We start from the raw sequence: 23,218 nt of genomic DNA, 5'->3' as shown, positions 1-23,218 counted from the left end.
TTCCTCGACGGTGCCGGCGGTCACGTCCCGTCCGGGGCATTCCGACTCACCGCCTTCGGGGAGAAGGCGGGTACACGGCTGCGGGTCAGTACCGGATTTCCACCGGTTTCCCCCCGTACGGGCATGATGACGACCCGCTCACTGTACCGGCCCGTACGCGCTGCTCACGGAGGGTGTGAGCGGCCTCGCACCGGCCCGTGCGCGCGGGCGGGCGGCGCCCCCTCACCCGGCGGGCGCCGACGCCCCGATCAGCCGGCACACCGTCTCGATGTCGATCTTCACCTGGGCGATCGAGGACCGCCCCGACAGCCAGGTGATCAGCGCCGAGTGCCAGGTGTGCTCGATGACCCGGACCACCGAGAGCTGTCCCGGCGTCGGGTGCTCCGTCCCCGTCGCGTCCAGGATGATCGCGGTCGTCAGCCGGGAGACCTCGTCGACCTCGGCGCTCGCCCCGCGGTCCGCGAAGATCAGCGCGCGCACCATCGCGTCGGCCAGCTGTGGTTCCCGCTGGAGGGCGCGGAAGGCCCGCATCAGGGTCTCCGCGACGCGGTCCGCCGGGTCCGTGCCCGCCGGGGGCCGCTTGCGCAGGGTGGTGTGCAGGTGCCGGAGCTGGTCCTGCATCACCGCGACGAGCAGGTGCACCTTCGAGGGGAAGTAGCGGTACAGCGTGCCCAGGGCCACGCCCGCCTCCTCGGCCACCTCCCGCATCTGCACGGCGTCGAACCCGCCCCGCGACGCGAGCCGCGCGCTGGCGTCCAGGATGCGCCGCCGCCGCGCCTCCTGGCGCTCCGTGAGGGGCGCGGCGGCGCCGTGGTCCGCCCTGCTGTCTGCGGTCATGGGGTCCCGTTCCGTGCGGTGGGGAGCGACAGTATGGCGGGGCCGCCGCCGTGGCGCGAATCACCCGCTCCGGATCTCACCGCGGCACTACCTGCCGGTAGATTCTGTGCTTCCCGGACGACCTGACGACGGCCGAGTCTGTAACTTGTTCTAGATTAACGCCAGCGGTTACGCTCCGGCGAAACGCACGCTCGAAGGGGGCCGCGCATGACCGCCGAGGCCGTAGAGACAGGCCCCCGACAGGCCGTCACCGACCCCGGTGACCGCCCCCGAGTTCGCGACCGTGCTCGAACAGGGGAGACCCCCACGTTGCGGATCGCCCTCCTCACGTACAAGGGGAACCCCTTCTGCGGGGGCCAGGGCGTCTACGTCCGGCACCTCTCCCGGGAGCTCGCCCGCCTCGGCCACACCGTCGAGGTCATCGGCTCCCAGCCGTACCCGACCCTCGACGGGGGCGTGCCGCTCACCGAGGTCGCCAGCCTCGACCTCTACCGCTCCCCGGACCCCTTCCGGACCCCGAAGCGCGACGAGTACCGCGACTGGATCGACGCCCTCGAAGTCGCCACCATGTGGACCGGCGGCTTCCCCGAGCCGCTCACCTTCTCCCTGCGGGCCCGGCGCCTCCTCGCCGCCCGCCGCGGCGACTTCGACGTCGTCCACGACAACCAGACCCTCGGGTACGGACTGCTCGGCGGCCCCCGCGCGCTCGGCGCGCCCCTGGTCACCACGATCCACCACCCCATCACCGTCGACCGGCAGCTCGAACTCGACGCCGCCGACGGCTGGAAGCGCCGCCTCTCGGTCCGCCGCTGGTACGCCTTCACCGCCATGCAGAAGCGGGTCGCCCGCCGCCTGCCCTCCGTGCTCACCGTCTCCGGCACCTCCCGCCAGGAGATCGTGGAGCACCTCGGCGTGCGCGAGGACCGCATCCGGGTCGTCCACATCGGCGCCGACACCGACCTGTGGTCCCCGGACCCCTCGGTCGCCGAGGTCCCCGGCCGGATCGTCACCACCTCCAGCGCCGACGTCCCCCTCAAGGGCCTGATCCACCTGATCGAGGCGCTCGCCAAGCTCCGCACCGAGAACCCCGACGCGCACCTCGTCGTCGTCGGCAGGCGCGCCGAGGACGGCCCGGTCGCCCAGGCCATCGAGCGCTACGGCCTCGAAGGCGCCGTCGAGTTCGTCAAGGGCATCAGCGACGCCGAGCTCGTCGACCTCGTCCGCTCCGCCCAGGTCTCCTGCGTCCCCTCGCTGTACGAGGGGTTCTCGCTGCCCGCCGCCGAGGCCATGGCCACCGGCACCCCGCTCGTCGCCACCACCGGCGGCGCGATCCCCGAGGTCGCGGGCCCCGACGGCGAGACCTGCCTCGCGGTGCCGCCGGGCGACGCGGGCGCGCTCGCCACCGCCCTCGGCCGGGTCCTCGGCGACCCGGAGCTGCGCGCCCGGCTCGGCGCCGCCGGACGGGAACGGGTCCTCGACCGCTTCACCTGGGCGCGCGCGGCCCTGGGCACGGCCGAGCTGTACCGCGAGGCGGTGGCCCGCCGGGGCGCCGCCTCCCCTGGCACCCGCCGGTGACCACCGCGCACCCGCACGCCCCGCACCACCTCCACCCGCACCGCCCCCGTCCCGACCGCGAAGGCAGGCCCTCGTGCTGACCGTCGACTTCACCCGCTTCCCGCTCGCCCCCGGCGACCGCGTGCTCGACCTGGGCTGCGGTGCGGGCCGGCACGCCTTCGAGTGCTACCGGCGCGGCGCCCGGGTGGTGGCCCTCGACCGGAACGCCGAGGAGATCCGCGAGGTCGCCAAGTGGTTCGCGGCCATGAAGGAGGCCGGGGAGGCCCCCGCCGGCGCGACCGCGACCGCGATGGAGGGCGACGCCCTCAACCTGCCCTTCCCCGACGAGTCCTTCGACGTCGTCATCATCTCCGAGGTCATGGAGCACATCCCGGACGACAAGGGCGTCCTCGCCGAGATGGTCCGCGTCCTCAAGCCGGGCGGCCGGATCGCGGTCACCGTCCCCCGCTACGGCCCCGAGAAGGTCTGCTGGGCGCTCTCCGACGCGTACCACGAGGTCGAGGGCGGCCACATCCGCATCTACAAGGCCGACGAGCTCCTCGCCAGGATCCGGCAGGCCGGCCTCAGGCCGTACGGCACCCACCACGCGCACGCGCTGCACTCGCCGTACTGGTGGCTGAAGTGCGCCTTCGGCGTGGACAACGACAAGGCGCTGCCGGTCCGGGCGTACCACAAGCTCCTGGTCTGGGACATCATGAAGAAGCCCGCCCTGACCCGGGTCGCCGAGCAGCTGCTCAACCCGGTCGTCGGCAAGAGCTTCGTGGCGTACGCGACCAAGCCGCACCTCCCGAAGGCCGATGCCGAGTGACGAGTCCCGAGCGGATCGCCGAGCACCTCGTCCTGCCCGGGGTGCTCACCGCCGAGCAGGCCGCCGAGACCGTCGCGGGGATACTCGCCGTCCAGCGCGAGGACGGCGCCATCCCCTGGTTCCGCGGCCACCACCTCGACCCCTGGGACCACATCGAGGCCGCCATGGCCCTGGACGCGGCCGGCGAGCACGCCGCCGCCGCCCGCGCCTACGCGTGGCTCGCCCGCCACCAGAACGCCGACGGCTCCTGGTACGCGGCCTACCACGACGGCGACCCGGACCGGGTCACCGACCGGAGCCGCGAGTCCAACTTCGTCGCCTACATAGCCGTCGGCGTCTGGCACCACCACCTGTCCACCGGCGACGACGCCTTCCTCGACCGGATGTGGCCCGTCGTCTACGCGGCCGTGGAGTTCGTCCTCGGGCTCCAGCAGCCCGGCGGCCAGATCGGCTGGAAGCGGGAGCCGTCCGGCGAGCCCGTCGCCGACGCCCTCCTCACCGGCAGCGCCTCGATCCACCAGGCCCTGCGCTGCGCCCTCGCGATCGCCGAGGCCCGCGAGGAGCCGCAGCCGGACTGGGAGCTCGCGGCCGGGGCCCTCGGCCACGCGGTCCGCCGCCACCCCGAGCGCTTCCTCGACAAGTCCCGCTACTCGATGGACTGGTACTACCCGGTCCTCGGCGGCGCGGTCACCGGCGAGGAGGCGCGGGCCCGGATCGACGCGTCCTGGGACGCGTTCGTCGTGCCCGGCCTCGGCGTCCGCTGCGTGGTCCCCAATCCGTGGGTCACCGGCGGCGAGAGCTGTGAACTCGCCCTCGCCCTCTGGGCGGTGGGGGAGTCCGACCGGGCCCTCACGATCCTCCAGGACGTCCAGCACCTGCGGGCCGCCAACGGCATGTACTGGACGGGGTACGTCTTCGAGGGCGACACGGAGGCCGACAAGGCCATGTGGCCGGAGGAGCAGACCAGCTGGACCGCCGGGTCCCTGCTGCTCGCGGTGGCCGCGCTCGGCGGCGAGGAGGCCACGGTCGCCGTCTTCGGCGGCGAACGCCTCCCGGCCGGCCTCGCACCGGACTGCTGCGGGGACCTCACTCCCTGAAGGACCGCCACCCGTACGGAGTCGCCCCGCTGGCGCCCGTACGGCCCCGGGGCGAGGCTGGCGCCACACCCCCAGGGAGGTCCCGCCGTGCCCGGAACCCTTGTGCGCGCAGTCGTGGCGCCGCCGCTGTGCTGCGCCCTGCTCCTGACCACCGCGGCCTGCGGCGGCGACGACGACGGCGCGCGGAGCGCGAGCGCCTCCGCGAACCCCTCGGCGTCCCCCGCCCCTTCGGCCAGCGCCGAGCGGCAGAGACTGGCCAAGACCCGGTTCGTCGCCAACGCCGGTCTGGCCGCGGGCGCCACGTACCAGTGGATCGTGAAGCCGTACCGCGCGGGCACGTTCAAGAAGGGCGCGGACGGGCGCACCTTCGCCCTGGTGAAGGCCGGTCTCGCGGGCGCCTTCGCCTACAACCGGCTCAAGGCGGCGGCCGAGAACGCCAAGGGCGACCCGCTGCTCTCCAAGGCGGTCGCGCCGCTCACCGCCGGGATCGACTCGCTCAAGGACCTCGGCACCAAGTTCCGCAAGGGGGAGGTCGGCGAGGGGGACGTCGGCGCCTTCGAGAGCGTCATCAACAGCGTCAAGGAGGCGGGCAGGAGCGCGGGCGCGGAGGTCAAGGACCAGGTGCCCAGCACGTCCCAGCTGGGGGGATGAGTCCGGGAACGACGAAGGCCCCGCCGTCCGGACGCGCGGTCCGGGCGGCGGGGCCTTTTCGTACGGGGACGTCAGCCGCGCTGGATGCCGGTGGTGTCCTGGAGGACGCCGCGGCGCCCGTCCTGCGTCTGGGCCACCAGGGCCTGACCGCGCTGCTCGACCGCCAGGTACCAGGTGCCCGGCGCCAGCTCGGCGATCGGGGCCTGTCCGCCGTCCTCCGCGTACAGCGGACGGGCGACCGGGACCGCGAACCAGAACGGGGCGAAGTCCGGGGACGGCTGCGCCGGGGCCTGCTGCTGCTCGGGCTGCTTCGGGGCCTGCGGCTGCGGGGCGGGGGCCTGCGCGCCGAACGGCTGGCCGGCGCCGTGCGAGGCGCCGTGCGAGGCGTCGTGCCCGCCCCCGTACGGCTGCTGCTGCGCGCCCGGGTAGCCGTAGCCGCCGGGGACGCCCTGCGGGCCGGGCTGGCCCGGCTGCATGCCGTACGGCTGCGGGGTCTGCGGGCGCGGCGCGCCCACCAGCGGGGCCTTGAGGGCCGGGACCAGCGGACCGGCGACCGCGGCGGCGGCGAGGACCAGGGAGGCGATCAGGCCGAGGATCAGACCGGCGCCGGCGTTGGTCGCCTCGAAGATCCACATGAGCAGAGTCCACGCGGAGGCGATGGTGAACGCGGCACCGACCTGGCCGAGCTCCAGACCCGCCACCTTGCGCTGCTGCGGCAGGGCGCGGGAGGCGATGACGAGACCGGCGCCGGCGATGCCGAGGAAGAAGGAGCCCCAGCCGAGCGGCGACGCCTCCCACGAGTTCGGCGCGCTGTACTGGTCGCAGAACGAGTCGGGGCCTTCGCAGCCGGAGATGCCGAGGAACGAGGCGATGAACAGCACCACCGCTGCACCGATCAGCACGCCATCGCCTCGGGTGAGGGAGCGGATATTCACGTGAGAAGTCCTTCGTCGGGTCGTCGTCGCGTCGGTCGTCGCCGCGTCGGGGTGGCGCTCGGGTCCTGGCAGGGGGGTGGCCCCATCGTACGGAGAATCTATCGCTCGCCGGTTCTACCCCTGGAGGTAGGTGGCGATGCCGTCCGCGATCCCCTGGGCCGCCTTCTGCCGCCACGCCGCCGACGCGAGCAGCTGCGCGTCCTTCGGATCACGCATATTGCCGCATTCGACGAAGACCTTGGGGACGGTTGAGAGATTGAGTCCGCCGAGATCGTCCCGTACGTCCAACCCCGTACCGTTTCCCAGGTAGTTGGAGGGCGCGGTGCCGGTGGCGCGGGCGAACCGGTCCGCGATCCGTTCGCCCAGTTCACGGGAGGGGCCGACGATCTTCGCGGTGTCGGCGGCGCCCTCCCGCACGCGTGCGGGGAGGATCACATGGAATCCGCGGTGCCCGGCGGCCGAACCGTCCGCGTGGACGGAGACGACGGCGTCGGCGCGGGCCTCGTTGCCGATCCGGGCCCGTTCGTCGATGCAGGGGCCCCAGGGGCGTTCGGCGTCGTGGGTGAACACCACCTCCGCCCCCCGCGCGGTGAGCAGGTCCCGCAGCCGGTGGGAGACGTCGAGGGTGAAGGAGGCCTCGGTGTACCCGTCGTCCGTCGACGTGCCCGTGGTGTCGCACTCCTTGCGGTGCGTCCCGATGTCCACCTTCTGGTTGATTTCCTCGGAGTGCTCGAAATTGCCGGGGTTGTGACCGGGGTCGACGACGACGGTCCGCCCGGCGAGGGAACGCGCCCGCGGCGGCGTGGAGGTGGGCGCGGGGGACGCGGCGTCCGGGGTGCGGGCGCTCCTGGTCGCCGACTGCTCCGGGCCCTTCCCGCTCGGCGGGCCGGCCGGGTCCGGGGAGGCCCCGCACCCGGCGAGCGCGGCGCAGCAGCCCGTGGCGGCGAGGAGGAGGGCGAGGGCGGGGCGGGCGGTCTTCCGGTGGTCGTTCGGCACCCCGCGACTTTAGGCCTTCGCGCGGCGAAATCCCGCACGCCTACGTCGCAGGTTGGTCACCGCCTCCGAAGAACGGTGGACGCGTGTGCGGGGACGGTGAAGGGTAGCCACAAGAGGCGACGGTGGCGTGTCACCGCGCATGGACCCACGAGGGGGACCGTGGTGGGGGAAGAACCGAACGACGCACGTCCCGAGCCGGCCGACAGGATCCCGGGCGGGGACGCTCCGCACCAGAGCCAGAACCAGAACCAGAGCCAGAGCCAGAGCCAGAACCCGGATCCGGGGCAGGGGCAGCGCCCGGCGGCTCCGGATCCGCGCGTGGCCCCGGAGGCCCCGCCCTGGGCCCCGGTGCGCCCGGCGGCGGCCTCGGGGACACCGGCGGCCCCGCCCCCGCCGTCCCGGCCGCCCGCCGAGCCGACGCCGACGCCCGCCGCGCCCGCCACGCCCACGCTCGCCTTCGGCCCGCCGCCGGAGGCTTCCGGACGGCCCGCCGCCGCACAGCAGCCCTCCGGCCCGCCGCCCGGCGAGTCCTCCGGCGCGGTGCCCGTCGGGGCGGGCGCCGCCGCCTCCGGATACGGCTTCCCGCAGTCCGGCCCCGCGACCGCGCCCGGCTACGGGCCGCCGCCGGGGTACGGACCGCCGGGGTACGGGCCTCCCGGCTACGGCCCGCCGCCCGGGTACGGGGACCGGCCGCCCGCCCAGCCGCCCGGCCCGGCGAACCCGGCGCAGGCCGCCGCGATCGGCCTGCTCAACCTCTCCGGCCTCGGCCTCGGGTACGTCCTCCTGCGCAACTGGATCGGCGCCGTGCTCTGCTGGCTCGCCACCGCCGCCCTGCTCGTGGCCGCGCTGCCCGCCGACGTCGACGGCGTGCCCGTCGGCGTCCTCGTCGGATACGGCGTTTTCCTGCTGGCCGTCGCGGCCGACGGCTTCCGGCGCGGCCTGCGCGCCACCCTCCGGGTCGGCACCGCCTTCCGGCGCCTGGCGCTGCCGCTCGCCCTGGTGCTGCTCGCCGTGCCCGCCGGGGGCTCCCTCGCGTACGGGGCGGCCCGCGACGAGGCGAAGGAGGAGGCCCTGCTCGCACGGCTCACCACCGCCGACGAGCGGGTGAAGTCCGGCGAGGGCCTCCTCTTCGAGCGGGCCGAGCCCCTCTACCGGCTCGCCCTCGCCACCTACCAGGACCTCGGCACGAAGCACGCCGGGTCGCGGGCCGGGAAGCTGGTCCCCGCGCGCCTCGACGCGTACTACGCGCAGCTCTCCGCCCCGTACGCGAAGAAGGACTACTGCAAGGCGGTCGCGCCGCTCACGCACCTGCGGGGCCTGTCCGGGACGGTCGACAAGGACCTCCTCGGCACCCGCCCGGCCAAGGCGGACGAGCCGCTGGCCGAGTCGCTCTACGGGTGCGGGACGGCCGCGCTCGGCGTGCAGGCGGCCGACCCGTCCGCCGAGACGAGCCTGAACGCGCTCTTCGACACCTTCCCGAAGTCGTCCCAGGCGGCCCGCGTCGAGCCGGCCGTCCGGGAGGCGATCAAGACGCGGTCCGCCGCCGTCGACGGCGCCGCCCCCTGCGACACCGTCGTGGAGCTGCGCACGATCCGCACCTCCGTGAACGCCCTGCCGGACACCACTTTCGAAGGCGCCGCGCGGGAGGTGGCGACGGCCGTCGAGAGGGGCGACTTCGCCTGCGGGACCTCGCAGTTCAGGAGCAAGGACTTCGACGACGCGGTCACGACGATGACGCAGTTCGCCAAGGACCACCCGGGCAGCCCGAAGGCCGCGCACGCGCGCTCGATCGCCATCGCCGCCGAGATCGCCGACGAGGAGCCCGAGGCCGGCAAGAGCCTGCCCCCGGCGAAGGCCCCCGGCGGCGCCCGGATGGTCATGGTGGTGAGCAACGACGGCCCCGGCTCGGTCGAGCTGCTCTACACGGGCCCGACGACCGGCAAGGTCACGCTGAACGCGTGCGCGACCTGCACGAAGTACAAGGACCCGCTGCTCTCCATCTCGCCGAAGGTCAAGGCCTGCACGGGACCGGCCTCGAAGTACCCGAAGGCGACCCTGCTGCTGCCCGCCGGCAACTACCACTTCCTCCAGAAGCGGGCCGACACGGGCACGTCGTCGGCCGGTGACACCAAGACGAGCAAGACGAAGATCGAACCGGGCTACAGCTACACGAACTGCCTGTACGTGACGTCGGCGTTCTGACGCGAGGCCTCGGGCGGTGGCCGCTCTCCTCGAACGAGGGGGCGGCCACCGGCCGTTCCCGCCTCAGCGGCGGCGCAGCACCCGCAGCGAGTCGGTCGCCGAGACCTCCTCGAAGTCGCCCGACTCCAGGGCCCGGAGGTAGATCCGGTACGGGGCCTGGCCGCCGTCCGCCGGGTCCGGGAAGACGTCGTGGATGACGAGCAGACCGCCGGGGGCGAGCTTGGGGGCCCAGCCCTCGTAGTCGTTCACGGCGTGCTCGTCGGTGTGCCCGCCGTCGATGAACACGAACCCGAGCTGCCCGGCCCACACCTTCGCCACCTGCGGCGAGCGCCCGACGACCGCGATCACGTGCTCCTCCAGGCCCGCCCTGCGCAGGGTCCGGCGGAAGGTCGGCAGCGTGTCCATGAGACCCACCTCGGGGTCCACCACGGTCGGGTCGTGGTACTCCCACCCGGGCTGCTGCTCCTCGCTGCCCCGGTGGTGGTCCACGGTGACCGCGACCGTGCCCGCCCGCCGGGCCGCGTCCGCGAGCAGGACCGTGGACCGCCCGCAGTACGTCCCGACCTCCAGGAGCGGGAGCCCCAGCTCCGCGGCCTCGGCGGCCGCCCCGTACAGCGCGAGCCCCTCCCCGGCGGGCATGAATCCCTTCGCGGCCTCGAAGGCGGCGAGGATCTCGGGGCTGGGCTCGGACATGGTGGCTCCTACTGACGGGTACGGCGGTACGGGCGCCCATCGTGCCCTACCCGTCGCACTCGAACCACACCGTCTTCCCGCCGGCCCGTTCCTCGACCCCCCACCGGTCCGTCACGGCCTCCACCAGGACGAGCCCCCGCCCGCCCTCGTCCAGCTCCCCGCCCGCCTTCGCGACCACGGTCCCGGGCACCCCGTCCGCCACCTCCACCCGCAGCCCGTACGGCTCCCGCAGGATCAGCACGGAACACCTGCGGCCCGGCACGTGCCGGACGACGTTCGCGACCAGCTCGGTCAGCGCGAGGGCCGCGGGGTCGGACAATCGGACGAGTTCCCACCGCGTGAGGAACATGTGCAGGATGCGGCGCATGTGACCGGCCGAGTGCTCACCCACCGTGAAGCCCATCCGGTAACTCGTGCCAAGTTCCGCAGGGTAGAGGTCTGTTGCCTGATTCATGCCACCAGAGTGGACGCTTTTCGTTACGCTCGGCTACGGCCTGAACACAACGCCTCGCCGCGTCGATCTGGGGGTGACCTCGTCGTGGTCAACATCCGCAGCCTCGATCCCAGCGCCTCGCCGCTGGACTACTACGGAGCGGAATTACGCCGTCTGAGGGAGGACGCCGGACTGAACCAGTCCCAACTCGGTGCCGTCGTCTACTGCACGGGCTCGCTCATCGGCCAGATAGAGACGGCGAAGAAGGTCCCGACACGGCGCTTCTCGGAACAACTCGACGCGGCGTTGATGACGGGCGGGACGTTCTCCCGGATGGTCGGCCTCGTGCTGAAGAGCCAACTGCCCGCGTGGTTCCAGCCGTACGCGGACATGGAAGCGAAGGCGACGTACCTCTGCACCTTCCAGGACCAGGTGGTGTACGGCCTGCTCCAGACGGACGCGTACGCCCGAGCGGTTCTGGGCGCCAGGACGGAGGACGGCCTCGACGCCAAGGTCGCGGCCCGGATCGACCGCCAGCGAATCCTGGACCGTGAGACCCCGCCCCTGCTCTGGGTCATCCTGAGCGAGGCGGTGTTGCATCAGGAGATCGGCGGGCGCGAGGTGATGCGAGAACAACTCGCCCACCTGTTGCGCATGCAGGAGCGGGAATGGGTGAAGATCCAGATCCTCCCGTTCGAGGTCGGAGCACACGCGGGACTGATGGGCTCCTTCACCTTGCTGCGCTTCGAGGACGACCCGGACCTCGTCTACACCGAGGACTTCGTCCAGGGTCATATGACCGCCGATTCAGCCGCGTTCAGGGAGGGGTCGCTCCGTTACGATCACCTACGGGCCGCTGCTCTCTCGGTGGAGAAGTCGGCCGAACTGATCGCCCGCGTCATGGAGGAACGATATGGGGACCGACCGGAATCTGACGGGCGCGCACTGGCGTAAGTCCTCGTACAGCGGCGACAACGGCGGTGAGTGCATCGAGTGCGCCCCGCTCGGTAACGCCGCCTGGCGCAAGTCCTCGTACAGCGGCGACAACGGCGGTCAGTGCGTCGAGGTCGCCGACCTCGCCGCCCACGTCGCCGTGCGCGACTCCAAGAACCCCGGAGGCCCCGCCTTCCTCGCCGCCCCGGCCGCCTTCGCGGCCTTCGTGAGCGCCGCCGCCGAGGGGCGTCTCGGCCGCTGACCGTGGCGACCCTCATGGGAATGGTGATCCTCGCCCTGGCGCTACCGACCTGGGCGGGGATCACGTACGCGGGCCTCGTCCGGGCCCGCAGGGGCGACGAACCGCCCTGGCCCTGGGCGCCCCGCCCCGCTCGTACCGCTGCCAAGAAGGCCGCCTGGATCGCCGCGCTCGCGTATCTCGCCGGCGGCGCACTGCACCTGTACGGCCTCTCGTACATGCCGTTCCTCTTCCCGGAAGACGCCTGCTACTTCAAGGCGGGGATGAAGACCTATCCGGACCACAGCAGCGCGCTCCCCATCAGCCTGGTGTGCCGGGGCATGGAGATCGTCCCGTGGTGGGTCAACCCGGGACTCCTCGTCCTCGGAGGGACCGCCGTCGCCGCGACCGTCACGAGCGTCGTGCTCACGATCATGCGTCGGCGGCGCAGGTCCCGCTGAGAGGCGCCCGGCGTCAGAGGTCCAGGGCATGCCCCGTCGTCGCGTCGACGTGGGACGGGACCTCGTCGTGGCGGTCGCCGACCGTGGACGTGCCCATGGGCTCGAACATGAGGATCGAGGCGCCGTCGGGGGAGGACGGGCGGTGCTCGGTGCCGCGCGGGACGGTGAAGACGGAGCCGCGGGGGAGGCGGACCGTGCGCTCGCCGGCGGGCTCGCGCAGGGCGATGCGCAACTCGCCGTCGAGGACGAGGAAGAACTCGTCGGTGTCGTCGTGGGCGTGCCAGACGTGCTCGCCCCGGACCTTCGCCACGCGGACGTCGTAGTCGTTGACGCGGGTGGCGACGCGGGGGCTCCAGAGGGTGTCGAAGGAGGCCAGGGCGGTGGCGAGGGAGAGGGGTTCGGCGGTCATGGACCGATCCTCGCCCGTGGCGCGGTCCCGGCGCGAGTGCTAGGAATCGCACATGCCGCAAGGATCCTCGCAGCCGCGTCCGGCCACGCCGCTCCACCGGGTCGTCGTGATCGTCGACGCGCACTCCAATCCCTTCGAGCTCGGCTGCGCCACGGAGGTCTTCGGGCTGCGCAGGCCGGAGCTGGGGGAGGGGCGTGAGCTGCTGTACGACTTCCGGCTCTGCTCGCCGGATCCGGACACCCTCATGCGGGACGGCTTCTTCACCCTCACCGGGGTCGCCGGCCTGGAGGCGGCGGACGGGGCGGACACGGTGATCGTGCCGAACCGGCCCGACGTGGAGGTGCCGCGCCGCCCGGACGTGCTCGACGCGGTACGGCGGGCGCACGCGCGCGGGGCCCGGCTGGTCGGCTTCTGCAGCGGGGCCTTCACGCTCGCGGAGGCGGGGGTGCTCGACGGGCGGCGGGCCACCGCGCACTGGCAGTGGGCGGACTCCTTCCGGCGGCGGTTCCCGGCGGTACGGTTCGAGGAGGACGTGCTGTTCGTGGACGACGGCGACGTCCTGACGGCGGCGGGGAGTTCGGCGGCGCTCGACCTCGGGCTGCACGTCGTCCGGCGCGACCACGGCGCGGAGACCGCGAACGCGGTCGGTCGGCGCCTGGTCTTCGCGGCCCACCGGGACGGCGGACAGAAGCAGTTCGTTGAACGCCCCGTACCGGACGTGCCCGACGCGTCGCTCGCGCCGGTCCTCGCGTGGGCGCAGGAGCGGCTCGACCGGCCGCTGGCCGTCGCGGACCTGGCGGACCGGGCCGCCGTCAGCCCGGCGACCCTGCACCGCCGCTTCCGGGCGGAACTGGGCACGACCCCGCTGGCGTGGCTGACGGGCGAACGGGTCGCCCTGGCCTGCCGGTTGATCGAACGGGGCGAGGTCCGTCTCGACGCGGTCGCGCGGGGGAGCGGCCTGGGCACGGCGGCGAACCTGCGGACCCTGATGCGGCGCGAGACGGGCCTCACGCCGACGGAGTACCGCCACCGCTACGGGCCCCGGCCGGAGGGGTCGGGGGCGGTCCTGCCAGGCTGAGGAGCGGGGCTCGCGAGGAAGGATCCGGATTCCGTGCACCTCCCCCCAGTGCCGCCCCATCAGGTGGATTTCAAGCCAAATTATGGCTTGAGTTCGCTATCCCGCACACCTTTCCTTCACAGGTTTCGCACAGGTGGTACCCGGCATGACCTGGGTGATCGCGTGCGACGCGCCGCGAAGACTCCGGCAAACGGTTTTCCGTTCCGCGTTCCGGACTCTCCGGTCGGCCCTTGCCGAGCTTTGTTGACGCGGGGTTAAGTAACGCCGCGCGCCGGGGCCTGACCAGCCCCATCGTGACGCGCTCACATCGTCATCGGCGGCCGGGGGACAACGCCGCCACGGGGGAGAACGGCACCGCCATGCCTTGGTGTCGGCTCACTGTGAACGTCGCCCGGGTCATCCCTGCCCGCCTTCGTTCCCTGTGAAGGAAGCCCCTTGCGATTCAAACCGGGGTCGTTCGGCCCCCGCTCACGCTCGGCCGGCCCTCTGGCCGGTACCCTCACCACCGCCGTCACGTCGGCCGCCGTCCTGGCGGTCCTCGCGGGCGCCGCCGTCCGGCCCGACCTGGTCGCGCCGGACGCCGTACCCGTGGCCGCGACGGCCGACTCGTACGACGGCTACGACACCACGGCGGCCCAGCGGCTGCGCGAGGACCAGTGTCTGGCCGTCGACTCGCTGCGCAGGGCCGGGCCCAACGTGTTCGCCGTCGCGCAGAACGCTCTCGCACTGCCTCCCGATCAGATGCACAAGCAGCTCGAAAGGGACATCTTCAGCGACAAGGTCACGCCGCTGCGCGCGGCCGCGAACGCCGACCAGCTCCTCCAGGACCAGTGGTCCGACAAGCTCCAGAAGCAGAAGTACGCCTGGAACAGTGCCGCGAGCCTGGACTCCTACCCCAACCAGCCGCAGGACGTCGGCAAGGTCTTCGAGCAGTCCGGGGCGTGGGGCTCCCAGCTCTACTGGGAGCCGACGGAGGTGTTCAACCCCTGGTACGACTCCTCGCCCACCGCCGACGACAAGACGAAGGCCGCCGCGCTCGCGGTCGGCAACCCGCTCTACACCAACGCCGGCACGCCGAAGGAGCAGGAGGCGTGGACGCTGTGGAAGAAGAACTCCGGCAAGGTCGAGGAGAACGTCTACTTCGTTCCCCGGGTGTTCGCGGACGACGCCCGCGTCTTCCTCGCCTCCGGCGGTTTCCCCCGTACGGCCCCCGAGCCTGACACCCCCGAGTTCCGGATCGCGGTCGAGGACCTGAAGGCCCGCTTCAGCGCGTGCGGCTGGCACGACCCGATCGACCCGAACCGGGTCCTGGGCAAGCAGGTGGCGCAGGCGGCGGCCGAGTGGCAGCAGGAGGTCGCCGGCCAGGCCGCCCAGCGCCAGCAGGTCCTCACCGCCGGCAAGGACGCCGCGAAGGCCCTCCAGGACGGCACCTACGCCCTCGGGATGCTCCTGGGCCAGTCCTGGCTCGCCGACTACTACACCCGCTGGCAGGACCACTGGACCCCCGGCGGCGTCGGCTGGATCGGCAACGGCTACACGGTCGTCGAGGTCCCGGGCGCGAAGGGCACCTGCCTGGACGTCCAGGGCGGCGGCAAGACCAACGGCACGCCGGTCCAGATCCACACCTGCAACGGCAGCGCCGCGCAGGAGTGGACGCTGGAGGGCGGCGAGGAGGACCTCCACCTCCGCAACTCGGGCTCGTTCAAGTGCCTCGACGTGGCCGGGAACGCCTCGGCCAACGGCACGAAGATCCAGATCACGGACTGCTACAGCACCAAGGGCCAGTCCTGGAAGGCCGACGTCCGCGCCCCCTCCGTCCTGAAGAGCCTGACCACGGGCAAGTGCCTGGACCTGAGCGCCTTCACCCTGGGCACGGACCTGCGGCTGTGGGACTGCAAGGACACCAGCGCGCAGAAGTACCTGATCAAGCCGACCGGCAAGAAGGGGCCCGGCAGCACCCCCTACCCGGTCAAGACGCAGTTCGACGCGGCGAAGAAGGGCCTCACCGACGCCCAGACGGCCGCGAAGACCCACCTGGCCGCGGTGAAGGCCCAGCTGGAGAAGGCCAAGAAGTCGGCCGCCTCCTCCGACGTCGCCGTGCAGGCCTCGTACGGGATCGCGGACGCCGCCGGCGTCCCGCGCGGCCGCGGCCTCATGGTCGGCCAGCAGAAGGCCCAGATCACCAAGGGCGCCGTCGCCGCGCTGACCGCGATGGTGAAGGCGGGCGAGACCGCCGAGGCCGCCACCCGGGCCGCCGCCGCCGACAGCGCCACCATCGCCCAGCGGGCCATCGCCCAGACCGCCCAGGCCAACGCCGAGTTCCGCAAGGAGGCCGCCCGCACCGCCGAACTCCAGGCGAAGGCGGCCGCCGACGGGGCCAGGCTGCACCGCGACAACGCCAAGAAGGACAAGGAGACGGCCGAGGCCAAGCTCGTCGTCGCCCTGAAGGCCGAGAGCGACGCCAAGGCCGCCGCGGCCGACGCGCACGCCAAGCGGCTCGCGGCCGAGGCCGAGGAGGCCAGGGCGAAGGCGGAGAAGGACACCGCCGCCGCCAAGCAGTCCGAGGCCGCCCAGCACCGGAGGACCGCCGACGCGGAGGCCGTCAAGGCCGACGACGCCAGGAAGGCGGCCGAATCCTCCGAGGCCACCGCGGTCGGCAAGAAGAACGACGCCGTCAAGGCCCGTGACAATGCCAAGGCCAAGCGGGACGACGCCTGGGAAGCCGAGCAGCGGGCCGACGCGGCCCGCGCCAAGGCCGACGCGAAGGAGGCCTACGCCCAGGCCCACGAGTCCGATGAGTACGCCAAGGAGTCCAGGGAAGCGGCCGCCTCGGCATCGGCGTACGCCGCCGATGCCGAGGCGGCGGCCGGACGGGCACGGGGCGCGGCCGACGCGGCGACGCGGGCGGCCGCCGAGGCGGACGCCGCGGCCACCCGCGCCGAGGCGGCCGCCAAGCGCTCCCGCGCGTACGCGGACGGCGCCCAGGCCGCCAAGCTGAAGGCGGACGCCGCGGTGTGGACCGCGACCAGCGCCGCCGCCGACGCCCTGGAGGCGTCCGACCACGCCGCCGCCGAGGCCCGTACGGCGGTCGCGCTGGCCGACGAGGCCCAGCGCAAGGCCAAGGAGGCCAAGTCCCACGCGGACGCGGCCGCGAAGGAGGCCGCGACCGCGCGGGCCGCGTCGGTCAAGGCCGCCGGGTTCGCCTACGTCACCGCCCGCGCGGCGGCCGAAGCCGGCGCGGCGGCCTCCCAGGTCGCCAAGCCCGCGAACGACGCGATCCAGCTCGGCTCCCCGTACGCCGAGACGGACAGCGCCGCCAGCCTGGTGGTCCTCACCGGCCAGGCGGCGAAGACGATCGCCGACCAGCAGCAGGCCGTCGCCGACGCCCACGCCAAGAACGCGCAGGCCGAGGCGGTCGCCGCCAAGAGCCTCGCCGACAAGGCCACCGGCGACGCCAAACAGGCGTACGTGCACGCGGCCGGCGCCGCCGCGCACGCGGCGGACGCCCGGGGCTACGCGAAGGAGGCCCTCGGCTACGCGGCCGAAGCCGCCACCGCCGCCGCGAAGGCCGCCCAGTCACTGGCCCGCACCGTCGAGTACGACCGCAAGGCCGCCGAGGACGCCGCCGCCGCCGACCGGGCCGCCGGCCGCGCCGAGGGCTACGCCCGCACGGCCCGCGACTCCGCCGACCAGGCCGCCCGCGACGCCGACGCCGCCCGCCGGGCCGCGTCCCGTGCCGAGCAGTCCGCCAAGGACGCCCGGGCCGCCGCCGACCGCGCCGACACCGCCGCCGCCGAGGCCGAACAGGCCGCCAAGGACGCCCTGAAGTACGCGGAGGAGGCGCAGGCGGCGGCCGACCGGGCCGAAGCCGCCCAGAAGAACAAGTCGATCGCGGACGGCGGCACCACCGGAGTCGGCGGTGTCTTCTACGTGGTCGACAAGATGGTCCCGATCGGCGAACCGGAGGTGACGAAGAAGGAGAACTGCAACGTCATCATCCACGTGGGCGACTGCGTGATCACCGCTGTCATCCGCTTCGACGCCCACATCGATCTCTACCTGTGCACCGCGGACGACGTGCCGGCGACCGAGACCGGCTGCCCCTCGGCCGCCACGGTCTTCCTCGGCTCGGAAGTGCTGAAGAACCAGAAGACCGAGGTCACCCGCACCCTGTCGATGGCCGAGTTCAACGAGGGCATCGACCCGGTGGAGATCCTCTTCGGGAGCTGGATCAAGTGCGTCCAGAAGATCGCTCCCGGCGGTGAGAGCGGAAGCCTGGGCGGATGCGGCTGGGCAGCCCTCGACGTCGTGACCCTGTTCGCGGGCAAGCTCCTCAGGCCCATCGCCGACGCGGTCAAGGCTCTCGACGCCGCCGCGAAGACCGGCATCGGCTTCACGGACGCTTACCGGACCCTCCGCTCTCTCGGCCTCTCCGAGGAGGCCATCGCCGGCATCAGCAAAGCGCAGTTCCTGCGGCTGAGGGCGACGTGCCTGACGGCTCCGGTCGCCTCCGGGCTGCGCGCACCGCCGGCCGGTGGTGGCGTGCAGCGGACCGTCGCGGCCGGTGCCGCCAAGTGCCCTGACTACGTCGCCGTGGCACCGAACGGACTGGGCATCGTCGCGGGAATCAACGACGCCGGTCTCGTCTCCATGGCAGTCAAGGTGGGCCCGGGTACGCCGAGTGGCGGCGAGATGTTCAACGCCGCGCTGGCGCACTTCGGCGACAAGGTCAAGGGCGTGAAGGCGTACTGGCAGAACGGCGGAGAACTCAGCGACAACCTGAATTCCTTCAACAAGGCCGTGCGGAGCGGCGAGTACGCCTCACTCGAAGAGGCCGCGCTCCGGGGGACGTTCACCGGCAAGATGTCCTCGAAGTCGGGCTTCACGAAGGTGGAGATCATCGAACTTCGGGGAATGCCGGGTGAGTACACCGAGGTCGGTGTGATCTTCTCGTAGGGTACGGCCCGCCTGATTCGCGTCATGGCGGGCATGGGCGAGGGCGGGCTCGCACGAAGCGGGACCCGCCCTCGCGGTTCTTGGTGGAAGCAGAGTGGAGAGCCGGGTACGACATGGATGATCTGGAAAGAACGGCGGACGGGCTGAGGGCGGCTCGGGCGGAAGGCAAGGACGCGGTGGAACTGGCCCTGTTCTCCAGGGAAAAGCTGGGACCGGCCTTCGGCGTCATCTCCTTCATCGCCGTGTTCCGCACCGCGTTCGACATTCCGCTTCCCGTTCTTCAGCGGGCACAGGCGTGGGAGGGGTTCGGCTGGGGGAGCGCCCGGATCTCCGACGAAGAGTTCTCCGCCCTCCTCTCGCCCTGGCTCGCCGACTGACGATCCCGCGCGGCTCGCGCGCGGACGATGGGCGGCGGCCCGTCGGGAACGAGGCCCCGCCGGAAGCCTTTCGGCGGGGCCTCTTCACGCGGTCAGGAGGCGTCTCGGCCGGCCGGGAGGACGGGCAGGGGCTCCTTCGGGCCGTACGACGTCGTGACCGGCTCCCCGCCGGGGCACCGCGCCGCGAGGAGGGCCGCCGAGGCGATCGCCTCCACCGCCACGTCCGCGTCCAGGTACGCGCCACCGGTGCCGACCACCTCCCGGAAGGTGCCGCGCAACACCTCCGCCTTCCTCTCCACCGGTGCCCCGACCACCCGGTAGGAGAAGTCGGCGGCGGTGTCGTTGTCGAAGGGGCCGATGTCCCAGGTGCCCATGGCGTACTCGCTCTCTCCGTCGTCCGGGTTCGTGACGATCGTGGCAGCCCCCACTGACAACGGGCGGTCCGCTCAGTCCTCGACGCCCAGGTCGGCGCGCATCGCCTTCTTCATCGCGCCCACGTAGGGCCAGACGTCCTGGTGGAGTTCGGCCTCCATCGTCTCCAGTTCGGCCGCGTGGGCGGCGGGGTCGGCCGCGTACTTCCTGAGCTTTCCGTAGGCCGCGTTCAAGCGCGTCTTGGCCGCGCCGGAAGGGCGCGAGACGACGTCGGGGACGATCATCTGGGACTCCGCGTAGCTCTCCCGGTAGGCCACCCTGGCCGCCTCCAGGTGCTCCAGGGACGCGGTGACGTCCTCACCGCGTGCCAGTGCGTGGAGGTGGTTGGTCATCTCCGTCAGGTACTGGCGCGCGGCGGTGTTCAGCGTGATGTAGCAGGCGCGCCGGCGCTCCAGGCTCTCGCGCTGCCCTTGCAGGGCCCGCTCCGCCCGGAGCAGCTCCTCGGCGTGGTCGCGTTCCTCGCGCCGCTGGTCGGCGGCGGCCCGGAGCTCCATGCGTTTGGTGCGGTCCGCGCGGACCTGCGTCAGGAGCGCGGCTCCCAGCGTTCCCGCCACGCCGACCACCGCGATCAACAGTGCCGACCAGCTCGCGCCCATGTTCCCTCCCGTGTACGGCCCGGTCCCCGCGACGATGCTGTCACAAGGGGGACCGGCTCAGGCGCGGTGGCCGGGCCAGTGGGGGTCCTCCCAGCGGGCGGGGCCGGTCAGGCCCATGAGTCTGACGCGGTGGAGCAGGTCCTCGTGGACGCCCGAGGGGCCGAGCCGGACGGGGGCGTGGCGGACGAACCAGGCGGCGAGCTCGGTCCGGAAGAGCTCCTCGTTCTCCTCCTCCCAGGTGTACCAGGGGAGTTCGTCGCCCAGAAGTTCGTGGTTCCAGTGCTCGGCGGCCTCGGCCAGGTGCCGGTCGGCCACGTCCTCGTCGAGCGCCTCCCAGACCGCGAGCCACGGACCGAGCGTGCCGGACGCCTCCGCGCACAACGCGAGGAGTTCGTGGACGGGGACGACGGGGTCCGGGTCGGTGAGGGCGTGGGCCCACCAGGCGTGCAGGAACTCCCGCACGGCCTCCGCCTGTCGCCCGGGCCACCGCCACCACTCGCCCCGGACGATCGCCCGTCCCACCTCGTGCATGCCGGACAGGGGCTCCACCCGGCCGGCGACGAGCGCCCCGGCGAACTGGGGCAGGATGCGACGCAGCACCGCGCCCTGGTCCCTCCAGTCGGGAGCCGTCCACGTGCGGTGCAGGAGGTCCGGGTCGAGCACGACGTCCGGGACCTTCAGGAGCGCGAGTTCCTCCTCGCCGCCCCAGTGGCAGTCGCACTGGACCTCGTCGCTCCGGGCTGTCATGCCGCGGAAGGTGACGGCCAGGCCGTCCAGGGCGTGGGCGAGGCGGATCCGTGCGGGAGTCTCGTCGACGTCCATCGGTGTCGGGACCGCCTGCCGGTACTCCGGAGGACTTCCGCCGGCCGAAGATTCCCACCCTACCGGCCCCGGACGCCGTCGTTCGCGGGGGAATGCGAGCGGACGGTGGAGGGGCGGTCCGGACGCGGGCCCCGTGGGCCGGGACCGGGATCGGGCCACGGCCGTAGGACCCACGGCGTATGTACGGGGCCGGAGGCCTCTGCGACCATGACCGTCATGCCGCAGACCGACTCCGTCACCAGTGCGTCCCCCGTCGTCCCTCCCGCACTCGCGCCCCGTGCCTGGGCGGTCGTCCTGGTGGCCTGCGCGGGGCAGTTCCTCGTCGTGCTCGACGTCTCCGTCGTGAACGTGGCGCTGCCGTCGCTGCGGGCCGACCTCGGGCTCTCGGGGCTCGGTCTCCAGTGGGTCCTCAACGCGTACTCGATCGCCTTCGCCGGGTTCATGCTGCTCGGCGGGCGGGCCGCCGACCTCTACGGGCGCAAGGCGATGTTCCTGCTCGGGCTCGCCGTCTTCACCGCCGGGTCCGTCGCGGGCGGCCTCGCGCAGGAGGGCTGGCAGCTCGTCGCCGGGCGCGCCGTGCAGGGCCTCGGCGCGGCCGTCCTGTCGCCCGCCACCCTGACCCTGGTCACCGGCGCGGTCGCCCCCGGGCCCGCCCGGAGCCGGGCCATCGGCACCTGGACGGCGGTCGGCGCGGCCGGCGGCGCGGCGGGCGGCTTCGTCGGCGGCCTCCTCGTCGACCTGCTGTCCTGGCGCTGGGTCCTCCTCGTCAACGTCCCCATCGGCGCGCTCGTCCTCGCCGGCGCCCTCCTCTGGCTCCGCGAGAGCCGCCCCGGCACCGGCCGCCGCCTCGACCTGCCGGGCGCGGTCCTGGTCACCGGCGGGCTCGCCACCCTCGCGTACGGCATCGTCCAGACCGAGGAGGCGGGCTGGGGCGACCCGAAGACCCTCCTGACGCTCCTCGGCGCGCTCGTCCTGCTCGCCGCGTTCGTCGCGGTCGAGGCCCGCACGGCGGCCCCGCTGATGCCGCTGAGGATCTTCCGCACCCGGACGGTGTCGGCGGCCAACACGGCGATCCTGCTGTTCGGTTCGAGCTCCTTCGGCATGTGGTTCTTCATGACGGTGTACGCGCAGAACGTCCTCGGCTATACCCCGCTCCAGGCCGGCCTGGCGCTCGTCCCCAGCTCCCTCGCCGTCGTCCTGGGCTCTAAACTCGCGCCCCGCCTGATGCCGGCCCTCGGCGCCCGCGCCCTCGCCGTCATCGGCGCCCTCGTCGCCGCCTCCGGCTTCGCCTGGCAGTCCACGATGGGCGTCGACGGCACCTTCCTGACGACGATCCTGGGCCCCGGCATCCTCATGATGGGCGGCATCGGCCTGGCCACCACCCCGCTGGCCACCCTCGCCACCTCCAGCGCCGCCCCCGGCGAGGCGGGCCTCGTCTCCGGCCTCGTCAACACCTCCCGCACGATGGGCGGCGCCCTCGGCCTCGCGACCCTCTCCACCGTCGCCGCCGCCGTCACCGGCCCGGTCCACGGCACCCCCGACCCGGCCGCCCTCACCTCCGGCTACGCGGCCGCCTTCCGCGTCTCGGCGTCGATCCTGCTCGGCGCGACCGTACTGATGCTGCTGTGGCTGCCGAGGTCCGGACGCCGGGGCACCCCTTAGGGGCGGCCGGGCCCCGGCGGGTCCACTGTCAGAGGGGTGTGCCAGAGTCTGTGCATGCTCGACATCGTGGTGCATACGGAGAACGGGGAGCGGCACGTCCGCGTGTCCGCCGAGGAGCTGGCCGGGCTGGTCCGGCGCATCGGCGGCGAGGACGACCGGTTCCTGGTGGTCCAGCGGATACCCGACCTGCCCGACGTCTTCGTCCAGGTCTGGCACCAGACCGGCGGCGACTACACGCTGGAGCACCGCGACGGCGCCGCCGACCGGCACTTCCACACCATGGTCGGCGGGCCCGGGGACGTGGCCGCGGCGATGACCGGCTGGGCCCGCCGGGAGGCCGGCTGGGACGACGGCCCGTCCTGGTCGCCGCTGGACACGGGCCCCGTCCGCGAGGTGCCGCCGCTCGATCTCGGCGAGGACGAGCGCGAGACGCTGGAGAAGCGCGTCCGCGAAGTACTGGCCGGCGGCTACGCCTCCCGCGCCGAACTGGCCGAGGTCGCGGAGGAGTACCTGGTCACCGAGGACCGCCGGCCCGTCTCGCGCGAGCAGGCGCAGGCGCTGGCCGACCGGTTGTGGCTGGAGCGGGTCGCGGAGCAGGCCGCGTGGCGGGGCGAGACCGACCCCGAGCGGCTCACCCGCGCGTTCACCGCCCTGGAGGAGGCCGGCATCACCGCCCGCGAGAACTTCACCTGCTGCCGTGCCTGCGGCCAGGACGGGATCGGCGACGAAGGAGGCCCCGACACCCGCGGCTTCGTCTACTTCCACACCCAGTGCACGGACTCCGCCGCGGCCGGCCACGGGCTGACGCTCCTCTACGGAGGCTTCGACGGCTCGTCCGAGACCACCGCGGCCGTCGGCCGCGAGGTCGTGGCCGCCCTCACGGCGGTCGGCCTCCCCACCGAGTAGGACGGCGATCCCGGCCGGGCCGTCACCGTCACGCCCCTGGACTGGCGCCGCCGCCTCGTCGGTTAGGGACGGCATCGGGCACCGGGGCCCCCTCCCGCGTCGGGCGCGGCCCGAGGGCGGT

The 23,218-nt window shown here is 73.2% G+C and carries 20 protein-coding genes, 2 pseudogenes and 1 riboswitch; of the genes and pseudogenes, 13 read left to right on the top strand and 9 right to left on the bottom strand.

What is annotated here, in order from left to right:
* Window positions 1-34: 34 nt before the first annotated feature.
* A riboswitch (cobalamin riboswitch) is annotated at window positions 35-113 on the bottom strand.
* Between the two features lie 109 nt (window positions 114-222).
* Complete coding sequence (locus ADL08_RS10330; protein ID WP_053641777.1) at window positions 223-837, bottom strand: TetR family transcriptional regulator; 615 nt, start codon at window positions 835-837, stop codon at window positions 223-225.
* Between the two features lie 207 nt (window positions 838-1,044).
* Here ADL08_RS10330 and ADL08_RS10325 point away from each other — a divergent pair, with 207 nt between their 5' ends.
* The 4 genes from ADL08_RS10325 (at window position 1,045) to ADL08_RS10310 (ending at window position 4,968) form a co-directional block, all read left to right on the top strand.
* Window positions 1,045-2,412, top strand: a complete 1,368-nt coding sequence (locus ADL08_RS10325) for a glycosyltransferase family 4 protein (RefSeq protein ID WP_053641776.1) — start codon at window positions 1,045-1,047, stop codon at window positions 2,410-2,412.
* A gap of 73 nt (window positions 2,413-2,485) precedes the next feature.
* Window positions 2,486-3,220, top strand: a complete 735-nt coding sequence (locus tag ADL08_RS10320) for a class I SAM-dependent methyltransferase (protein WP_053641775.1) — start codon at window positions 2,486-2,488, stop codon at window positions 3,218-3,220.
* Window positions 3,217-4,317 (top strand): prenyltransferase, encoded by a 1,101-nt coding sequence (locus ADL08_RS10315; RefSeq protein ID WP_053641774.1) that lies wholly within the window; start codon window positions 3,217-3,219, stop codon window positions 4,315-4,317. The genes ADL08_RS10320 and ADL08_RS10315 overlap by 4 nt, the downstream gene beginning before the upstream one ends.
* An 87-nt stretch (window positions 4,318-4,404) precedes the next feature.
* A complete protein-coding gene (locus ADL08_RS10310; protein ID WP_053641773.1) occupies window positions 4,405-4,968 on the top strand; it encodes a hypothetical protein in 564 nt (187 codons plus the stop codon).
* 71 nt (window positions 4,969-5,039) lie between these two features.
* Here ADL08_RS10310 and ADL08_RS10305 read toward each other — a convergent pair whose 3' ends face one another.
* Both ADL08_RS10305 and ADL08_RS10300 read right to left on the bottom strand, forming a co-directional pair.
* Complete coding sequence (locus ADL08_RS10305) at window positions 5,040-5,903, bottom strand: DUF5336 domain-containing protein (protein ID WP_053641772.1); 864 nt, start codon at window positions 5,901-5,903, stop codon at window positions 5,040-5,042.
* 114 nt (window positions 5,904-6,017) lie between these two features.
* The gene (locus ADL08_RS10300) at window positions 6,018-6,899 is read right to left on the bottom strand and encodes an N-acetylmuramoyl-L-alanine amidase (RefSeq protein WP_053641771.1); all 882 of its coding nucleotides are present in this window, start codon (window positions 6,897-6,899) and stop codon (window positions 6,018-6,020) included.
* Window positions 6,900-7,061: 162 nt separating this feature from the next.
* Here ADL08_RS10300 and ADL08_RS10295 point away from each other — a divergent pair, with 162 nt between their 5' ends.
* Window positions 7,062-9,101 (top strand): hypothetical protein, encoded by a 2,040-nt coding sequence (locus ADL08_RS10295; protein WP_234352085.1) that lies wholly within the window; start codon window positions 7,062-7,064, stop codon window positions 9,099-9,101.
* A 63-nt stretch (window positions 9,102-9,164) separates the two neighbouring features.
* Here ADL08_RS10295 and ADL08_RS10290 read toward each other — a convergent pair whose 3' ends face one another.
* A complete protein-coding gene (locus tag ADL08_RS10290; RefSeq protein WP_053641770.1) occupies window positions 9,165-9,794 on the bottom strand; it encodes a class I SAM-dependent methyltransferase in 630 nt (209 codons plus the stop codon).
* Window positions 9,795-9,840: 46 nt separating this feature from the next.
* Complete coding sequence (locus ADL08_RS10285) at window positions 9,841-10,248, bottom strand: ATP-binding protein (RefSeq protein WP_053641769.1); 408 nt, start codon at window positions 10,246-10,248, stop codon at window positions 9,841-9,843.
* Window positions 10,249-10,332: 84 nt separating this feature from the next.
* On the opposite strand from ADL08_RS10285, the gene ADL08_RS10280 reads away from it, so the two are divergent.
* The 3 genes from ADL08_RS10280 to ADL08_RS10270 are packed head-to-tail and all read left to right on the top strand — an operon-like array spanning window position 10,333 to window position 11,859.
* Complete coding sequence (locus ADL08_RS10280) at window positions 10,333-11,181, top strand: helix-turn-helix domain-containing protein (protein ID WP_053641768.1); 849 nt, start codon at window positions 10,333-10,335, stop codon at window positions 11,179-11,181.
* Window positions 11,141-11,422 carry a DUF397 domain-containing protein gene (locus ADL08_RS10275; RefSeq protein WP_053641767.1) on the top strand — a complete coding sequence of 94 codons (282 nt, stop codon included), beginning with the start codon at window positions 11,141-11,143 and terminating at the stop codon, window positions 11,420-11,422. The genes ADL08_RS10280 and ADL08_RS10275 overlap by 41 nt, the downstream gene beginning before the upstream one ends.
* Before the next feature lie 20 nt (window positions 11,423-11,442).
* On the top strand, window positions 11,443-11,859 hold the full coding sequence (locus tag ADL08_RS10270; RefSeq protein WP_159043042.1) for a hypothetical protein: 417 nt from the start codon (window positions 11,443-11,445) through the stop codon (window positions 11,857-11,859).
* Between the two features lie 13 nt (window positions 11,860-11,872).
* On the opposite strand, the gene ADL08_RS10265 is transcribed toward ADL08_RS10270, so the two are convergent.
* The gene (locus tag ADL08_RS10265) at window positions 11,873-12,268 is read right to left on the bottom strand and encodes a cupin domain-containing protein (RefSeq protein ID WP_053641765.1); all 396 of its coding nucleotides are present in this window, start codon (window positions 12,266-12,268) and stop codon (window positions 11,873-11,875) included.
* A 52-nt stretch (window positions 12,269-12,320) separates the two neighbouring features.
* On the opposite strand from ADL08_RS10265, the gene ADL08_RS10260 reads away from it, so the two are divergent.
* The 3 genes from ADL08_RS10260 (at window position 12,321) to ADL08_RS10250 (ending at window position 18,679) form a co-directional block, all read left to right on the top strand.
* Window positions 12,321-13,346 carry a GlxA family transcriptional regulator gene (locus ADL08_RS10260; protein WP_053641764.1) on the top strand — a complete coding sequence of 342 codons (1,026 nt, stop codon included), beginning with the start codon at window positions 12,321-12,323 and terminating at the stop codon, window positions 13,344-13,346.
* 435 nt (window positions 13,347-13,781) lie between these two features.
* Window positions 13,782-18,302: a ricin-type beta-trefoil lectin domain protein gene (locus ADL08_RS10255; protein WP_234352084.1), complete on the top strand. Its 4,521-nt coding sequence runs from the start codon at window positions 13,782-13,784 to the stop codon at window positions 18,300-18,302.
* Window positions 18,303-18,385: 83 nt separating this feature from the next.
* Complete coding sequence (locus tag ADL08_RS10250; protein ID WP_053641763.1) at window positions 18,386-18,679, top strand: hypothetical protein; 294 nt, start codon at window positions 18,386-18,388, stop codon at window positions 18,677-18,679.
* A 110-nt stretch (window positions 18,680-18,789) separates the two neighbouring features.
* Here ADL08_RS10250 and ADL08_RS10245 read toward each other — a convergent pair.
* The 3 genes and pseudogenes from ADL08_RS10245 to ADL08_RS10235 all read right to left on the bottom strand — a co-directional run.
* Window positions 18,790-19,053: pseudogene (locus tag ADL08_RS10245) on the bottom strand (DUF4259 domain-containing protein); the annotation flags it as partial.
* Window positions 19,054-19,125: 72 nt separating this feature from the next.
* Window positions 19,126-19,707, bottom strand: coding sequence for a hypothetical protein (locus ADL08_RS10240; protein WP_053641762.1), 582 nt, complete (start codon window positions 19,705-19,707; stop codon window positions 19,126-19,128).
* A gap of 57 nt (window positions 19,708-19,764) precedes the next feature.
* Window positions 19,765-20,529: a hypothetical protein gene (locus ADL08_RS10235; protein WP_053641761.1), complete on the bottom strand. Its 765-nt coding sequence runs from the start codon at window positions 20,527-20,529 to the stop codon at window positions 19,765-19,767.
* A 207-nt stretch (window positions 20,530-20,736) separates the two neighbouring features.
* Here ADL08_RS10235 and ADL08_RS10230 point away from each other — a divergent pair, with 207 nt between their 5' ends.
* Both ADL08_RS10230 and ADL08_RS10225 read left to right on the top strand, forming a co-directional pair.
* Complete coding sequence (locus ADL08_RS10230) at window positions 20,737-22,191, top strand: DHA2 family efflux MFS transporter permease subunit (RefSeq protein ID WP_078968097.1); 1,455 nt, start codon at window positions 20,737-20,739, stop codon at window positions 22,189-22,191.
* A 54-nt stretch (window positions 22,192-22,245) separates the two neighbouring features.
* Window positions 22,246-23,163: pseudogene (locus tag ADL08_RS10225) on the top strand (DUF6891 domain-containing protein).
* The last annotated feature ends 55 nt before the right edge of the window (window positions 23,164-23,218 follow it).

The organism is Streptomyces sp. NRRL F-6492, from assembly GCF_001280125.1.
Taxonomy (GTDB): domain Bacteria; phylum Actinomycetota; class Actinomycetes; order Streptomycetales; family Streptomycetaceae; genus Streptomyces.
Note: the sequence above shows the minus strand (reverse complement) of the source record. Positions and strands in the feature narration are given on the sequence as shown.

What these genes read in the sequence shown, in the direction of transcription:
- ADL08_RS10260 (WP_053641764.1), top strand. Translation starts at nt 12,321, where the DNA reads ATGCCGCAAGGATCCTCGCAGCCGCGTCCGGCCACGCCGCTCCACCGG.
- ADL08_RS10285 (WP_053641769.1), bottom strand. Translation starts at nt 10,248, where the DNA reads ATGAATCAGGCAACAGACCTCTACCCTGCGGAACTTGGCACGAGTTAC.
- ADL08_RS10330 (WP_053641777.1), bottom strand. Translation starts at nt 837, where the DNA reads ATGACCGCAGACAGCAGGGCGGACCACGGCGCCGCCGCGCCCCTCACG.
- ADL08_RS10290 (WP_053641770.1), bottom strand. Translation starts at nt 9,794, where the DNA reads ATGTCCGAGCCCAGCCCCGAGATCCTCGCCGCCTTCGAGGCCGCGAAG.
- ADL08_RS10325 (WP_053641776.1), top strand. Translation starts at nt 1,045, where the DNA reads ATGACCGCCGAGGCCGTAGAGACAGGCCCCCGACAGGCCGTCACCGAC.
- ADL08_RS10235 (WP_053641761.1), bottom strand. Translation starts at nt 20,529, where the DNA reads ATGGACGTCGACGAGACTCCCGCACGGATCCGCCTCGCCCACGCCCTG.
- ADL08_RS10240 (WP_053641762.1), bottom strand. Translation starts at nt 19,707, where the DNA reads ATGGGCGCGAGCTGGTCGGCACTGTTGATCGCGGTGGTCGGCGTGGCG.
- ADL08_RS10230 (WP_078968097.1), top strand. Translation starts at nt 20,737, where the DNA reads ATGACCGTCATGCCGCAGACCGACTCCGTCACCAGTGCGTCCCCCGTC.
- ADL08_RS10265 (WP_053641765.1), bottom strand. Translation starts at nt 12,268, where the DNA reads ATGACCGCCGAACCCCTCTCCCTCGCCACCGCCCTGGCCTCCTTCGAC.
- ADL08_RS10275 (WP_053641767.1), top strand. Translation starts at nt 11,141, where the DNA reads ATGGGGACCGACCGGAATCTGACGGGCGCGCACTGGCGTAAGTCCTCG.
- ADL08_RS10270 (WP_159043042.1), top strand. Translation starts at nt 11,443, where the DNA reads ATGGTGATCCTCGCCCTGGCGCTACCGACCTGGGCGGGGATCACGTAC.